Origin of the sequence: Brevibacterium sanguinis (genome assembly GCF_039528855.1) — a bacterium.
Lineage (GTDB): Bacteria > Actinomycetota > Actinomycetes > Actinomycetales > Brevibacteriaceae > Brevibacterium > Brevibacterium sanguinis.
The window spans coordinates 80,121-93,389 of the sequence record NZ_BAAAMB010000016.1 but is presented as its reverse complement, the minus strand read 5'-3'; the positions used below and the strand labels follow the sequence as shown (position 1 = coordinate 93,389).

Here is a 13,269-nt window from a genome sequence, read left to right as displayed (position 1 = left end):
GTTGTGCGGACTGACGTGGTCCGCTGAGGTCCGCACCGGCTGAGTCCGGTGCCACAACACCATGAGAACGCGGGCGAAATTGTTTCGCCCGCGTTCTGCGTTGGTGGGGTCAGCTCGGATCAGGGGCAGGTCGTTCGCCGTCGCCGCCGTCACCGTCGGCAGGGTCCCCGCCGAGCACGTCACCGGTGCGACCGCCGTAAGCGGCGATCTTGTATTCGGTGGCGGCCAGCGACAGGGTGAGCTCGCGGATACGGCGACGGATCGTGTCGCGGTGCTCGATGAGCAGGTCGAGCCTCTCCGGCACGGTCGTCTCCCCCGCCTCGACGAGTTCGACGTAGTGGGCGAGGTCGCGCATGGGCATCCCGGACAGCCGCATCCGGGTGAGGAACACCAACCGCCGCTGAGCCTCGGCGCCGTAGACACGATGCCCGGCTGTGTCCCGGTCCACCGCGACGAGCCCCTTGCTCTCGTAGTACCGCAGGGTGTGGGGTGAGAGGCCGAGCAGCTCGGAGATCTCCGCGATCGACAGCGAAGCGGCCTCGTCACCGCTGTTGACCATCCGGTGGATGATCTCGACCGGCAGCGTCCCGTCGACCTCGGCGAAGTCGCCCAGGTCCGCGAGGATCCGGCTCATGAGATCGTCGGTCGCCATGCTCACACCGCCCGCTGTGAAGGTCGCATGCCGGGAAAGTCAGCGCTCTCCGCCACGGCGGCCAGGCGCTCGACCTCGGCCGCACCTCCACTGTACGCCGCCCGCAGACGTCGCACCGCCTCGGCGCCGAGAGGCAGACGCAAGGGCAGCTCACCACTGCCTTCAAGGCTCGCCTCGACCAGATCGACGATGATCGCCGCCGCACGGACTGGGTCTCCCTCCTGCCGGCCGTCGACCTCGGCGAGATCCGTGCGGGCTGGTCCGACGATCGCCGCATAGACGTCCGTTCCCGCGGTCACCCCCAGCGAATGCGCGGTATTGAACCCGGTCCGGAACCGTGAGGGCTCCACGAACATCACGCCGATGCCCAGCGGACCCACCTCGGCGGCCAGTGCCTCCGACCAGCCTTCGAGCGCGAACTTGCTCGCCGAGTAGGCCCCCGCCGCGGGAAACGACACTCGCCCTCCCTGACTGCTCATCTGGACGATCGCACCACGGCCCCGCGCCCGCATGAGCGGCAGGATGGCGCGGGTGAGAGCGGCGGCCGCGAAGAAGTTGAGCTCGAGCTGCTCCCTGAGCGCGCTGAGGCCGATCTCCTCGACAGCCCCGACGATCGCCCGCCCCGCATTGTTGATGAGGACATCGACGTCGAGGTCGGTCAGTGCCTCCCCCACTTCGGCGACGGCGGTCTCATCACGGAGATCCGCGGTGAGGACGGTGAGGCGCTCCCCGACGTCCGCCTTGAGCTTCTGCAGGGACTCCGGGTCGCGGACCACGACGACGGCATCGTGCCCGCGCGCCAGCACCTCCTCGGTCAGTGCCCGCCCGAACCCCTGCGAGGCACCGGTGATCGCCCAGCGCCGCCGGTGCTCGGACGGCTCGCGTACCTCTGTCGTCGTTGTCGTCGCTGCTGTGTTGGTCTCGATGTGTGAGTTCATGACAGCGACGCTACAAGTTCGAGCGCACTCGAACGCAAGGCCGAGCGCCGAAGAAGTTCGCTGCCCTGGTGGCTCGCGCCTCTCCGCGTCCCTTACGTCAGCACACGGATCGGCTCACCGGCGATCCACGCCGCGATGTCCTCGACCGCCTGCGGGTAGAAGATCCGATACGTGCCCTCGGTGACATAGCCGAGGTGCGGGGTGAGCACGGTCCGCGGGCTCGTGCGCAGCGGATGGTCGGCGGGCAGCGGCTCGGTGTCGTAGACGTCGAGGCCCGCCCCGCGGATCGCTCCGGAGTCGAGCGCGTCGGTCAGCGCCGCGGTGTCGATGAGCCCGGCCCGCGAGGTGTTGACGAGGATCGCGCTCTGCCTCATCAGCGCGAGCTCGTTCGCCCCGATGAGCCCGCGACTGCGGTCGCTGAGCTTGTAGTGGATCGTCACGACGTCGGAGGTCTCCAGCAGCTCTTCCTTGCCCACGGCGCGCACCCCCACCTCGGCGGCGCGTTCGGGCGTGAGATTCGCACTCCACGCGACGACGTCCATCCCGAAGGCCTGCCCGATGCGGGCCACGCGCGATCCCAGGCGACCCAGACCGATGACGCCGAGGCGGGACCCGGCCAGGTCTGCTCCGATCGTCTCCTGCCATCCTCCGGCCCTCATCCGCGCATCCTCGGCGGGGATGCTGCGGGCCACGGCGAGGATGAGCCCCCACGTCAGCTCCGGTGTCGCCGTCCGCGGCGCGTCGGTGCCGCAGACCGTGATCCCGTGCGCACGGGCGGCGTCGAGGTCGATCGACGCGTTCGCCGCCCCCGTGGTCACGAGCAGCCGCAGGTCGGGAAGCGCCGCCAGACGCTGCGCATCGAAGACGGTGCGCTCACGCATCGCGACGACCACCTCGGCGCCGGAGAGCAGCGCTGTCAGGTCAGCGGTGCCGGTGACCGGACGCGTGACGACGGTGAAGTCGGCCGGCAGCGTCGCCCAGTCCGCGAAGGACCGGGCGACGTCCTGGTAGTCGTCGAGGACGACGATGCGCATCAGCCGCAGACGGCTCCGGTCGACGCCGACTGGACGAGCTTCGCGTACTTGCCGAGCACCCCGGTGAGCCGGTGGTTCTCCGGGATCGTCCACGCCTTGCGCCGTTCGGCGAGCACCTCCTCGTCGACGTGGAGCTCGATCGAGCGCGCCGCGATGTCGACGGTGATCCGGTCCCCGTCCTCGACGAGGGCGATCGGCCCGCCGTCGACGGCCTCGGGGGCGACGTGACCGATGCACAGCCCGGTCGAGCCGCCGGAGAAGCGACCGTCGGTGATGAGGAGGACGTCCTTGCCGATGCCCGCTCCCTTGATGGCTCCGGTGATCGCGAGCATCTCGCGCATCCCCGGACCGCCCTTGGGCCCTTCGTAGCGGATGACGACGACGTCGCCCTTCTTCAGCTCGCCGCCGAGCACCGCGTCCATCGCCGGCTGCTCCTGGTCGAAGACGCGCGCGGTGCCCTCGAAGACGTCGGCGTCGAAGCCCGCGGACTTCACGACCGCGCCTTCGGGGGCGAGCGACCCGCGCAGCACCGTGAGGCCGCCGGTCGCGTGGATCGGGTTGTTGAGCGCCCGGAGGATCTTCCCGTCGGGGTCCGGCGGGTTGATCGCGGCGAGGTTCTCCGCCACCGTCTTGCCGGTCACCGTCATGCAGTCGCCGTTGAGCAGACCCGCATCGAGGAGGGCCTTCATGATGACGGGCACCCCGCCGATCTTGAACACGTCGTTCATCACGTACTCGCCGAAGGGCTTGACGTTGCCGAGGTGCGGCACCTTGTCGCCGATCCGATTGAAGTCGTCGAGTTCGAGCTCGACGCCCGCCTCGTGGGCGATCGCCAGCAGGTGGAGAACGGCGTTCGTCGAACCGCCGAAGGCCATGACGACGGCGATCGCGTTGTGCAGCGACTCCTTCGTGATGATGTCCTTCGTCGTGATCCCCCGGCGCAGGAGTTCGACGACGGCCTCGCCGGACTGGCGGGCGAAGATCATCCGGTTGCGGTGGATCGCCGGCGGCGCGGCCGATCCGGGCAGGGACATCCCCATCGCCTCGGCGGCCGAGGCCATCGTGTTCGCGGTGTACATGCCGCCGCAGGCACCCTCACCGGGGCAGACGGCACGTTCGATGGCGTCGACGTCCTCGCGGGTGATCGTGCCGGCCCGGCATGCGCCGACGGCCTCGAACGCGTCGATGAGCGTGACCTCCTTCTCCGTGCCGTCGGAGAGCTTCGCGGTGCCCGGCATGATCGAGCCGTTGTAGAGGAAGACGCTCGAGAGTCCGAGGCGGGCGGCGGCCATGAGCATGCCGGGGATCGACTTGTCGCAGCCGGCCATGAGGACGGAGCCGTCGAGGCGCTCGGCGCTCATCACGGTCTCGACGGAGTCGGTGATGACCTCGCGCGAGACGAGCGAGTAGTGCATGCCCTCATGTCCCATCGAGATGCCGTCGGAGACGGAGATCGTCCCGAACTCGAGCGGGTAGCCGCCCGCGGCGTGGACGCCTTCCTTCGCGGCTCCGGCGAAGCGCTGGAGGGAGAGGTTGCACGGGGTGATCTCGTTCCACGACGAGGCGACGGCGATCTGCGGCTTCGACCAGTCCTCGTCGCCCATGCCGACGGCGCGGAGCATGCCGCGCGAGGCGGTGCTCTCGAGCCCGTCCGTGACATCGCGGGAACGCGGTTTGATGTCCGGTGCTGAAGTGGGGGTATCAATGCTCATGGGGGCACTCTACGCTTCCGTCCGGCATACGTCGGCGCGGTTCTCGCATGGTGGAACCAACGTTTCGGGCCGCGCGTGGGTCCCACGTGCGGCCCCGTGCAGGGCCGCACCCGGGGCCGCCCAGTGCCCCGCCCTCCCCCGCGGCCTCAGTCGAGCTCGACGACGTTGAGCAGCTTCTCCCCGTCGTTGATCCGGCGCACCTGTTCGGCGAGGATCTTCACCACACGCGGTTCGAACGCCGAGGTGTCGCCGCCGACGTGCGGGGTGATGAGCGTGTTCGGGGTTCCCCACAGCGGGTGGTTCTCCGGCAGCGGCTCGGGATCCATGACGTCGAGGGCGGCATGGAGGCGGCCGGTATTCAGCTCCGCGACGAGGGCGTCGGTGTCGACGACCTTGCCCCGGGCGACGTTGACGATGAGCGCGTTGTCCGGCAGGGACTTGAGGAACTCGGCATCGACGAGGTGGTGCGTCGAATCCGTCAGCGGCGTGATGAGGACGACGACGTCGGTGTGCGGGAGCAGATCGGGCAGCTCGTCGACACCGTGGACGACCCCGTGATCGTCTTCGCGGGCGGTCGTGCCCACCCGGGTGAGCTCGACCTCGAACGGGGCGAACCGGTCGGCGATCGCCCGCCCGATCTCACCGACGCCGACGACCATGACGCGCCGGTCCTGTAGCGAACGGTAGCGCTGATGATTCCACGTCCGCGACACCTGGTTGCGCACCGCATCGTCGATCCCGCGCAGGCTCGCCAGGGTCAGCGCGAGCGCGAGCTCCGCCGTCCCGCCCGTGTGGACGCCCGACGCCGTGGCCACCTCGATGCCCTGTTCGGGCAGGTGGGCGACAGGATCGTACCCGGTCGTCTGCGTGATGACGAGGCGAAGATTGGGCAGCTCGCCGAGGAGGTCGATCGTTCCCGCCGAATCCATGTACGGCAGGACGACGACGTCGACATCGTCCTTGCTCAGCTTCGCCGACTTCTCCTTGTCGGAGTAGACGACCAGGTCGACGTTGGCCCGCTGGTGGGCGGGGATGCGCGCGATGACGCGGTTGCGGAGTTCGGAATCGGGGAACGCGATGGTCGTGATCGTCATACGGCCATTGTGACACGGGCCTCACGGCCGCAGGCAAGCCCGATTGCTCCCCTGGTCCTCAGTCGAGGCCAGCGGCGATCCGGGAGAACACCGTGCCGATGATCTCCAGCTCCTCGTCGCTGACCTGCGAGAGGACCACCTCGTCGATGGCCCGCCGATGCAGCCGGGCGGCGTCGAGGAACCGCCGGGCCCCCACCTCGGTGAGGCGGACGTTGTGGGACCGGCGGTCGTCGGCACACGTCGTCTTCTCGACGAGACCGGCGTCCTCGAGGACCTTGATCCGGTAGTTGAGCCGCGACGGGGAGAACACGAGACCCTTGGCCAGCGCCCCCATCGTCAGCGTCCGATCCGGCGCCTCCCACAGCAGCAGGAGGGCGTTGTAGTCGCTGACCGTCAGCCCCGCCTGCTCCTTGAGGCGGTCGTCGAGCTCCTGCCGGATGCGCTGGGACGTCTCGAAGTACGTCCGCCACGCCCACTGCGCGCGCTCTTCGCGGCCGCGCCCGAAGCGGATGACCGGGGCGGCTGTCGTCTCACTCATCGTCAGCCCTCGAGCAGCTGCGCGAACGGGGTGATGCGGTTCGGGTCGAACTCGTCGTCGACGCCGCGCTTCTCCCCGCGTCCGATCGTGATCCGATGCGGGGCGAGGCTGTCGGGACCTTCGTTCCCGTCGACCTCGTCGCCTTCGCCGCCCTCGCCACCGGTCAGGCCCCGGATCGACGCGGTCAGTGCCACGAGCTCCTCCCCGGCCTGCCTGACCCGCGAGTTGAGTGCGCGTCCGCCCTCGGCGCTGCCCCAGTCGTCGGTGGCGGCGAAGACCGTCGTCGGCACGACGATGCCCTTGAGGTAGGACAGCATCGGCCGCATCGCCGTCTCCCCGGCGAGCGAATGCCGCGAGGTCCCGCCCGTCGAGGCGATGAGCACGGGCGTGCCCGCCAGTGCCTTCTCGTCGATGAGCTGCCAGAAGAGCGTGTGCAGCCCGACGGGGGCGACCTTGTAGACCGGGGTGACGGTGATGATGGCGTCCGCCTCGGCGACCTTGAGGTAAGCCTCCTCAAGCTCCTCGGAGCGGAATCCGGTGAGCGCCATGTCCGTGAGCGCGGTGCTCAGGCTGCGGACGTTGATGTGCTCGGTCTCGACCGTCAGCCCTGCTGCCCGGCCCGCCGAGGCGGCCGCATCGACGATCCGATCGCTGAGCTTCTGCGTCGTCGAGTCCTCGCTCAGCGAGGTCGTGACTGCGAGGATCTTCATTCGGTCTGCGCTCCTGTCTCCGCTTCGGCCTTCTTCTCGGCGTCGGCCTTCGCGGCTTCCTGGCGAGCCTGCTCGGCCTCGGCCGCGCGGGCTTCGCGATCCTTGTACGCCTGCGATCCGGGTCCGCCGCCGGGGATCGGGTCCCGGCCCTCCTTGTGCCGCAGCACGAGCGACTCGTGGGTCGGGGCGTCGGGCACGTCGGCGGGACGGTTCTTCGCGAACTCCTTGCGCAGGACCGGCACGACTTCCTCGCCGAGGAGGTCGAGCTGTTCGAGCACGGTCTTGTGCGGCAGGCCCGCGTGGTCGATGAGGAACATCTGACGCTGGTAGTCGCCGGCCCAGTCGCGGAAGCTCAGGGTCCGTTCGATGACCTCCTGCGGGGATCCCACGGTCAGCGGCGTCTGCTTCGCGAAGTCCTCGAGGCTGGGGCCGTGGCCGTAGACCGGGGCGTTGTCGAAGTAGGGACGGAACTCCTTGACCGCGTCCTGCGAGTTCTTCCGCATGAACACCTGCCCGCCGAGTCCGACGATCGCCTGGTCGGCACGACCGTGACCGTAGTACTCGTAGCGCTGACGGTAGAGCTGGACCATCCGCGCGGTGTGCGAGGTCGGCCAGAAGATGTTGTTGTGGAAGAAGCCGTCGCCGTAGTACGCGGCCTGCTCGGCGATCTCAGGGCTGCGGATCGAGCCGTGCCACACGAACGGCGGAACGTCGTCGAGCGGCCACGGGGTGACGGTGAACCCGTTGAGCGGAGTGCGGAACTTGCCCTCCCAGTCGAGGTTCTTCTCCCGCCACAGGCGGTAGAGGAGGTTGTAGTTCTCGACGGCCAGCGGGATGCCCGCGCGGATGTCCTTGCCGAACCACGGGTAGACGGGACCGGTGTTGCCGCGGCCCATGATGAGGTCGAGGCGTCCGTCCGCGAGATGCTGGGCGTACGAGTAGTCCTCGGCGATGCGGACGGGATCCGTCGTCGTGATGAGCGTCGTCGCGGTCGAGAGCTGGAGCTTCTCGGTCTGCGCGGCGATGTTGGCGAGCAGCACGGGCGGATTCGCGGGAGCGACGAACGGCGGGTTGTGGTGCTGTCCCGTCGCGAAGACATCGAGGCCGACCTCTTCGGCCTTCTTCGCAAGCTCGACCGTGTTCTTGATCCGCTGGTGCTCGGAGATGGTGGTGCCGTCGGTCGGGTCAGTCGTGACGTCGCCGATGGTGAAGATACCGAATTCCATGACTGCTCCTCGTCTCTGTGACCGGCCGTTGGGGCCAGCCTACAGTGGTTGAAACTTCAGTTTTGAAGCAACTTGTTGAAATCTTAACAGTCAAGGTTCCGGATGTATTCCCGCGCCTGGCGAGCGCGTTCTCAGTGGGGAGGAATCAGGATTCCGGCGGGCTCGGGGTCGATGAGATTCTGCCCGCCGAGCGAACCCCGGAATGCGTCTCCGAGGTGGATCCAGCTCGAATTCGGGCCAGGAATCGAGCGGGATCCACCTCCGCAGGCAGTCTCCTTCGTCAGATGGACGCACCTCGGCGGCCCAAGTGGGCTGCCAGGGTCCGTGCGAAGGCAGTCATGTCGGTCCTCTTCGTCACGCGCAGAACGATCCACCCCTCGGCTTCCATGAGTTCGCGGCGCCGGATGTCGGCAGCGAACCGCGCCTCCGAGGTGCGATGCTGGTCGCCCTCGTATTCGATGGCGATCCTGAGGTCGGGATAGCCGAGATCCGGATGCAGCAGACAGTCTCCGATGGTGCTGCGCAGCGGCGGATGGACTGCCGGTTCCGGGAAGCCCTCGCCGATCAGCCACAGTCGCAGCCACGTCTCGCGCGGGGACTCGACCGTCGGGCGCATCAGTGACAGCGCCCGCTCGATTCTGCGCCGCTCCGTGACACGGGGACGCTCGAGGATCCTCGTGCTCAGCTCCTCAATGCCGATGTAGGGGCCGCCGGCCTGTCGACCGATCGCCGCATCACCCAGCTGCACCAATTCCTCTGTGCTCAGCGACGGCGCCAGCTGCACGACGAGAAGCGGAATGCTCACCAGCGGCAGTTCGAGCAGCGGTATGTCATCGGCCTCATGGAACATCGAGCGGTGCAGGATCACTCCCGGCCGCTCGATTTTCAGACCCCGCGAGCCGCTCGATACGTGAATCGCCTTGTCGCGGAGGCGGTGGGGCATGGGCAGTCCGTACAGCTGCGCGGCAGTCGCGTGGCTGCCGGCGACGCCGGGGTGGAGCAGCCGCAGTCCACGCAGCCTGACCAGAGTCACGAGCCAGTCCTCATCGGCCCAGAGCGGCGCGGGGATCTCCGTCTCGTCCTCGACATCGATCCACACACCGCGGAAGATCTGGATGTACCGTCCCTTGGTGCCCACCGCGTACCGCGAGACTCCACGCTGCTGCGGCGATCCCATCATGAAGGGCGTGGGGGCCTTCCGAAACCGCACTGATTCGTTCAACGAGGTCCACATACGGACAGCATCGGTGGGGCCGCCCGATGAGCGCCAGCCCCAGTGAGAGGCCTGTGGATGGAGAATTCTCATCCACAGCGAAATGAGCATGAGTCACAGTGGTCCGTAACCACCCCGTGCAGTGGAGAGGGATCGACGATGCGCCGTGATCCCGACCCGACCCCGCCGTGATGACTGCACGGTGGAAGGTCGAGAGCTACCCGGAGCAACGCTACCGAGGTGGATTCCGCTCGAGATCCGGCCGGGAATCGAGCGGGATCCACCTCGGCGATGACTCTGTCGGGTTGACCGATCCTCGCCGAGGTGGGGCGCAGACCCAGCAGTGACCCTCGGTCAGATCCAGATGGCGGGGTCGAAGAGCTCGAAGTCGGCGTCCGCCGTCTCCTGCGGCTCCGGTGCCGGAGCGGCACCGGTGCGCTTGGGGCGCACCGTGGCGGGGATGCCGACCGCGCTCGATTCGGCGGGGACGTCTTTGACGACGACGGCGTTCGCCCCGACCGAGGAGTTGTCGCCGACGACGACGGGTCCGAGGATCTTCGCACCGGCGCCGACGAGGACGTGGTTGCCGATCGTGGGGTGCCGCTTCGTCTTCTCCATCGACGTGCCGCCGAGGGTGACCTGGTGGTAGAGCATGACGTCGTCGCCGATGTCCGAGGTCTCGCCGATGACGACGCCGTTGGCGTGGTCGATGAAGAAGCGCCTGCCGATCGTCGCCCCGGGGTGGATCTCGACCCCGGTGAGGGTGCGCACGACCTGGGAGAGGAGCCGCGCGGGGACTTTGAGCTCATCGTGCTGCCACATCCGGTGCAGCCCCCTGTGCGCCCAGATCGCGTGGAGGCCCGGGTAGGAGAGCATCGAGACGACGTCACTCGAGGCCGCCGGGTCACGGCGCTTGACGGTGTCGAGGTCCTCCCGCAGCGCGGCCCGGACCGTGGGCCTCGTCAGACCGTATGCCGCCGCACCCGCCGCTGCGGCCGCCGCCGCCCACAGTGCCTTCATGTCCTCATCTCCTCATCCCGCGTGCTTCTCATCCCCTCAAAGAGTGCTCAAGGGGCGCCGGTGACCGACGCCCCTTGAGCGATCCCGTGCTGTCGTCTCCCTCAGTCGTCGAGGTACTGGGAGAAGAGCGGCGTTGAGAGGTAGCGCTCGCCGAAGTCGGGAAGGATGACGACGATGCGCTTGCCGGCGAACTCCGGCCGCGAGGCGACCTGTTCGGCGGCGACGAGCGCGGCACCGGAGGAGATGCCGACGAGCAGGCCCTCCTCCTTCGCGAGTTCACGGGCCCGATCGAAGGCGGCATCGTTGTCGATGTCGATGACCTCGTCGTAGATCTCGGTGTCGAGGATCGCCGGGACGAAGTTGGCGCCGATGCCCTGGATTGTGTGCGGACCGGCCTTGCCCTCGGTGAGCAGCGGCGACGCCGAGGGCTCGACGGCGACGATGCGGACGTCGGGCTTCGCCTCGCGCAGGGCGGCTCCCGCACCGGAGATCGTGCCGCCGGTGCCGATGCCGGAGACGAAGACGTCGATGTCGCCATCGGTGTCGGCGAGGATCTCAGGACCGGTCGTCGCCTTGTGGATGGCGGCATTCGCCTCGTTCTCGAACTGACGCACGAGCACCGCGCCGTCGGCGGCGATCTCCTCGGCCTTCTCGACCGCGCCCTTCATACCCAGGGCCTTGTCGGTGAGGACGAGTTCGGCGCCGAAGGCGCGCAGCAGGGCGCGGCGCTCCTTCGACATCGACTCGGGCATCGTGAGGACGACCTTGTAGCCGCGGGAGGCCCCGACCATGGCCAGGGCGATGCCGGTGTTGCCCGAGGTCGCTTCGACGATCGTGCCGCCGGGCTGGAGCTGACCGGACGCCTCGGCGGCGTCGATCATCGCCACGCCGATGCGGTCCTTGACCGAGTTCGCCGGATTGTAGGATTCGAGCTTCGCGATGATCTCGGCCCCGGTGCGCTCGCTGGCCTTGTTGAGGCGGATGAGCGGGGTGCGACCGACGAGTTCGGAGACGTTGCTGTAGATGGTCAAGTCATGTCCTTCCAGATGTCCGTGGGCAGTCGAGCCTCGGCTGCGGCTGTCATCTCGTGGAACGAGACGTCACACGCCCATCTTAACCACGCGGCCCCGGCGATCGCCTCCTCACAGGTTGCTCAACAATCAGTGTTCGCTGGGGGCGAAATCCTGCGTCACATTCCGACGCACGGGATGAATAGCCTGGCACCACGCGAGGACGAACATGCCTGAGCGTTCGGGAACCCAGTGATGCGCCGATAACCGCTGAGCAATTACAGGCGCAGTGGGCTCGCGCGGGCCCCTCGCCCGTCGACCGAGCAGCGCCGCGCGCAGGCAACCTCAGCGCGAATTCTGAGACAACTCAGGGAGTCTGCGGATGACGAAGCTCTCGTGCTCGGCACCCCGCTGACTCCGGCCGCACTCGATACGATGGAGACCATGACCGTTCATCCCATCGTCATCTACGGCGAACCCGTGCTCCACCGCCCTGCCGACCCCGTCACGGAGTTCGATGACGCCCTTAGGACACTCGTCGCCGACATGCACGAGACCCTCGATGCGAGCAACGGGGTCGGTCTCGCCGCACCGCAGATCGGCGTGGGCCTGCGGATCTTCGTCTACCACGCCGAGGATGACGCCGGGGTGCGTCGTCGCGGCACCTTCGTCAACCCCCGACTCGTCGCCTCCCGGGTGCCCGACGGTCGCCCCGACCCTGCCGAGGACACCGAAGGATGCCTGTCGGTGCCGAGCCTCGACTACCCGCTCAAGCGCGCCGACCGGGTCACGGTCACCGGAGTCGACGAGGCGGGCGAGCCCGTCTCGCTCAACGCCGAGGGCTGGTTCGCCCGCGTCATGCAGCACGAGTTCGACCACCTCCAGGGCACCCTCTACGTCGACAGGCTCGACAAGCGCTGGGCGAAGAAGTGGAAGAAGGAGCAGACCGCCGCCGGGTACGACGAACCGGGACGGTCATGGATGCCGGGAGTCGACCCCGATCCGTTCGGCCACTGACCGCTCAGGCCAGCAGCCTGCTCACTGTGCGGGCGCGCCGTCTCCGGTCTCGAGCGACTTCTGCGCCGCGGCCAGGCGGGTGTCGAAGTCGTCGAAGGTGTCGGCGGTCTCCTCGAGTTCGGTGAGGAGACCGGAGACGACCTCGGCCTGGGAGTCCGCGTCGATACGCAGCTCCCGGAACTGCCAGTCGGCGGAATCGTCGGCGGCGGTGCGGGAGAGGACGTCGAGGACTCGGTCGCCGAGCTCCCGCGAGCGCTCGGAGTTGTGGAGCAGCACGAGCTGCTGGTCGAGCTCGAGCAGCCGCAGATAGTAGTCGTGCATCGACACGACGCGATTGGCCATCGAGGTGAACGCGACGGCGAGCTTCGTCAGGTACGCATCGACGGTCTTCGCCGTGCCCGAGTCCTTGATGCTCTCGATCTCCTCGCGGAGGCGGACGAGCTCGCGCAGCCGCACGCCGATCGACGCCACGGCGTGGTCGAGGTCGACGCGGGAGACGTGGTCGGTGAGGATCGGATGCGTCCAGGCGCGGGTGCGCACGATCTTGCGGGCGATGGTGACGGCGAGATGGAAGAGACGCTGCTCATCGGTGTCGCGTCCCTCCTTCCGGCCGGGCTGGAAGCCGAGGCTCGCCGGTGTCAGCCACTCGGCGTGGGCCGCGCGCTGCCGGTTGCGGCGATTGAGGCGACGGGGATCGCGCAGGTACTTCGGTCCCGTCACGGCGGCGAAGACGCCGGTGCCCACGGCCGTGGCCCCACCGAGGACGCCGAAGGTCAGGGCGGCATCGAGGTACCCGGCGAGCAGCGCAATGCCGCCGGGAGCGGCGAAGCCCGTGGTCACGGCGGCACCGGTGGCGGTTCCGCCCTTGAACACCGCGGAGGTGCGGAAGAAGTTCCGGCGCATCGCGCCGGTGAGCATGATCGCGCTCGGGGCGCCGGCCGTGTACCGGTAGCCGCGGGCCTTCCAGGCGGTGAGGATCTCCTCATTCACGCTGTCGGGCACGAGCACCCGGTAGATCGGCACGGTTCTGCCGCATTCGTCCTTCCACAGCGACTTCCACGCATGTGCCACTGCGTCCACCTCCACGCTCAGCAGGGGGCGAGCC

Annotated in this window: 13 protein-coding genes; 1 reads left to right on the top strand and 12 read right to left on the bottom strand. The window is 68.4% G+C overall.

All coding sequences use genetic code 11. From position 1 onward, the window contains the following. Positions 1 to 109: 109 nt before the first annotated feature. The 11 genes from ABD154_RS16430 to cysK all read right to left on the bottom strand — a co-directional run bounded on the left by ABD154_RS16430 (position 110) and on the right by cysK (position 11,168). Entirely contained in the window at positions 110 to 652 is a 543-nt protein-coding gene (locus tag ABD154_RS16430; RefSeq protein ID WP_198499224.1) for a MerR family transcriptional regulator, read from the bottom strand. 2 nt (positions 653 to 654) lie between these two features. Continuing rightward, positions 655 to 1,590, bottom strand: a complete 936-nt coding sequence (locus tag ABD154_RS16425; RefSeq protein WP_344251674.1) for an SDR family NAD(P)-dependent oxidoreductase — start codon at positions 1,588 to 1,590, stop codon at positions 655 to 657. A 92-nt stretch (positions 1,591 to 1,682) separates the two neighbouring features. Further along, positions 1,683 to 2,624 carry a D-2-hydroxyacid dehydrogenase family protein gene (locus ABD154_RS16420; RefSeq protein WP_211978990.1) on the bottom strand — a complete coding sequence of 314 codons (942 nt, stop codon included), beginning with the start codon at positions 2,622 to 2,624 and terminating at the stop codon, positions 1,683 to 1,685. Then, on the bottom strand, positions 2,624 to 4,336 hold the full coding sequence (gene ilvD / locus ABD154_RS16415) for a dihydroxy-acid dehydratase (RefSeq protein ID WP_137826555.1): 1,713 nt from the start codon (positions 4,334 to 4,336) through the stop codon (positions 2,624 to 2,626). Before ilvD ends, ABD154_RS16420 begins: the two co-directional genes overlap by 1 nt. 146 nt (positions 4,337 to 4,482) lie before the next feature. After that, entirely contained in the window at positions 4,483 to 5,430 is a 948-nt protein-coding gene (locus tag ABD154_RS16410; protein WP_211978989.1) for a 2-hydroxyacid dehydrogenase, read from the bottom strand. Positions 5,431 to 5,488: 58 nt separating this feature from the next. Then, on the bottom strand, positions 5,489 to 5,968 hold the full coding sequence (locus ABD154_RS16405) for a MarR family winged helix-turn-helix transcriptional regulator (protein WP_198499229.1): 480 nt from the start codon (positions 5,966 to 5,968) through the stop codon (positions 5,489 to 5,491). A 2-nt stretch (positions 5,969 to 5,970) separates the two neighbouring features. Next, the gene (locus tag ABD154_RS16400; protein ID WP_211978988.1) at positions 5,971 to 6,678 is read right to left on the bottom strand and encodes a CE1759 family FMN reductase; all 708 of its coding nucleotides are present in this window, start codon (positions 6,676 to 6,678) and stop codon (positions 5,971 to 5,973) included. Next, positions 6,675 to 7,904: an LLM class flavin-dependent oxidoreductase gene (locus ABD154_RS16395; protein WP_137826559.1), complete on the bottom strand. Its 1,230-nt coding sequence runs from the start codon at positions 7,902 to 7,904 to the stop codon at positions 6,675 to 6,677. The genes ABD154_RS16400 and ABD154_RS16395 overlap by 4 nt, the downstream gene beginning before the upstream one ends. Positions 7,905 to 8,184: 280 nt before the next feature. Beyond that, positions 8,185 to 9,042: a hypothetical protein gene (locus ABD154_RS16390; RefSeq protein ID WP_211978987.1), complete on the bottom strand. Its 858-nt coding sequence runs from the start codon at positions 9,040 to 9,042 to the stop codon at positions 8,185 to 8,187. 429 nt (positions 9,043 to 9,471) lie between these two features. Beyond that, positions 9,472 to 10,137, bottom strand: a complete 666-nt coding sequence (epsC, locus tag ABD154_RS16385) for a serine O-acetyltransferase EpsC (protein WP_211978986.1) — start codon at positions 10,135 to 10,137, stop codon at positions 9,472 to 9,474. 101 nt (positions 10,138 to 10,238) lie between these two features. After that, a complete protein-coding gene (gene cysK / locus ABD154_RS16380) occupies positions 10,239 to 11,168 on the bottom strand; it encodes a cysteine synthase A (RefSeq protein WP_211978985.1) in 930 nt (309 codons plus the stop codon). Positions 11,169 to 11,591: 423 nt separating this feature from the next. Here cysK and def point away from each other — a divergent pair, with 423 nt between their 5' ends. After that, positions 11,592 to 12,164 carry a peptide deformylase gene (gene def / locus ABD154_RS16375; protein WP_211978984.1) on the top strand — a complete coding sequence of 191 codons (573 nt, stop codon included), beginning with the start codon at positions 11,592 to 11,594 and terminating at the stop codon, positions 12,162 to 12,164. 21 nt (positions 12,165 to 12,185) lie between these two features. On the opposite strand, the gene ABD154_RS16370 is transcribed toward def, so the two are convergent. Beyond that, positions 12,186 to 13,244, bottom strand: coding sequence for a hypothetical protein (locus ABD154_RS16370; protein ID WP_249121041.1), 1,059 nt, complete (start codon positions 13,242 to 13,244; stop codon positions 12,186 to 12,188). Positions 13,245 to 13,269: the final 25 nt, after the last annotated feature.

Bases quoted from the DNA above. Each gene is read 5' to 3' on its own strand.
- ABD154_RS16430 (WP_198499224.1), bottom strand. From the start codon at position 652: ATGGCGACCGACGATCTCATGAGCCGGATCCTCGCGGACCTGGGCGAC.
- ABD154_RS16425 (WP_344251674.1), bottom strand. From the start codon at position 1,590: ATGAACTCACACATCGAGACCAACACAGCAGCGACGACAACGACGACA.
- ABD154_RS16420 (WP_211978990.1), bottom strand. From the start codon at position 2,624: ATGCGCATCGTCGTCCTCGACGACTACCAGGACGTCGCCCGGTCCTTC.
- ilvD (WP_137826555.1), bottom strand. From the start codon at position 4,336: ATGAGCATTGATACCCCCACTTCAGCACCGGACATCAAACCGCGTTCC.
- ABD154_RS16410 (WP_211978989.1), bottom strand. From the start codon at position 5,430: ATGACGATCACGACCATCGCGTTCCCCGATTCCGAACTCCGCAACCGC.
- ABD154_RS16405 (WP_198499229.1), bottom strand. From the start codon at position 5,968: ATGAGTGAGACGACAGCCGCCCCGGTCATCCGCTTCGGGCGCGGCCGC.
- ABD154_RS16400 (WP_211978988.1), bottom strand. From the start codon at position 6,678: ATGAAGATCCTCGCAGTCACGACCTCGCTGAGCGAGGACTCGACGACG.
- ABD154_RS16395 (WP_137826559.1), bottom strand. From the start codon at position 7,904: ATGGAATTCGGTATCTTCACCATCGGCGACGTCACGACTGACCCGACC.
- epsC (WP_211978986.1), bottom strand. From the start codon at position 10,137: ATGAAGGCACTGTGGGCGGCGGCGGCCGCAGCGGCGGGTGCGGCGGCA.
- def (WP_211978984.1), top strand. From the start codon at position 11,592: ATGACCGTTCATCCCATCGTCATCTACGGCGAACCCGTGCTCCACCGC.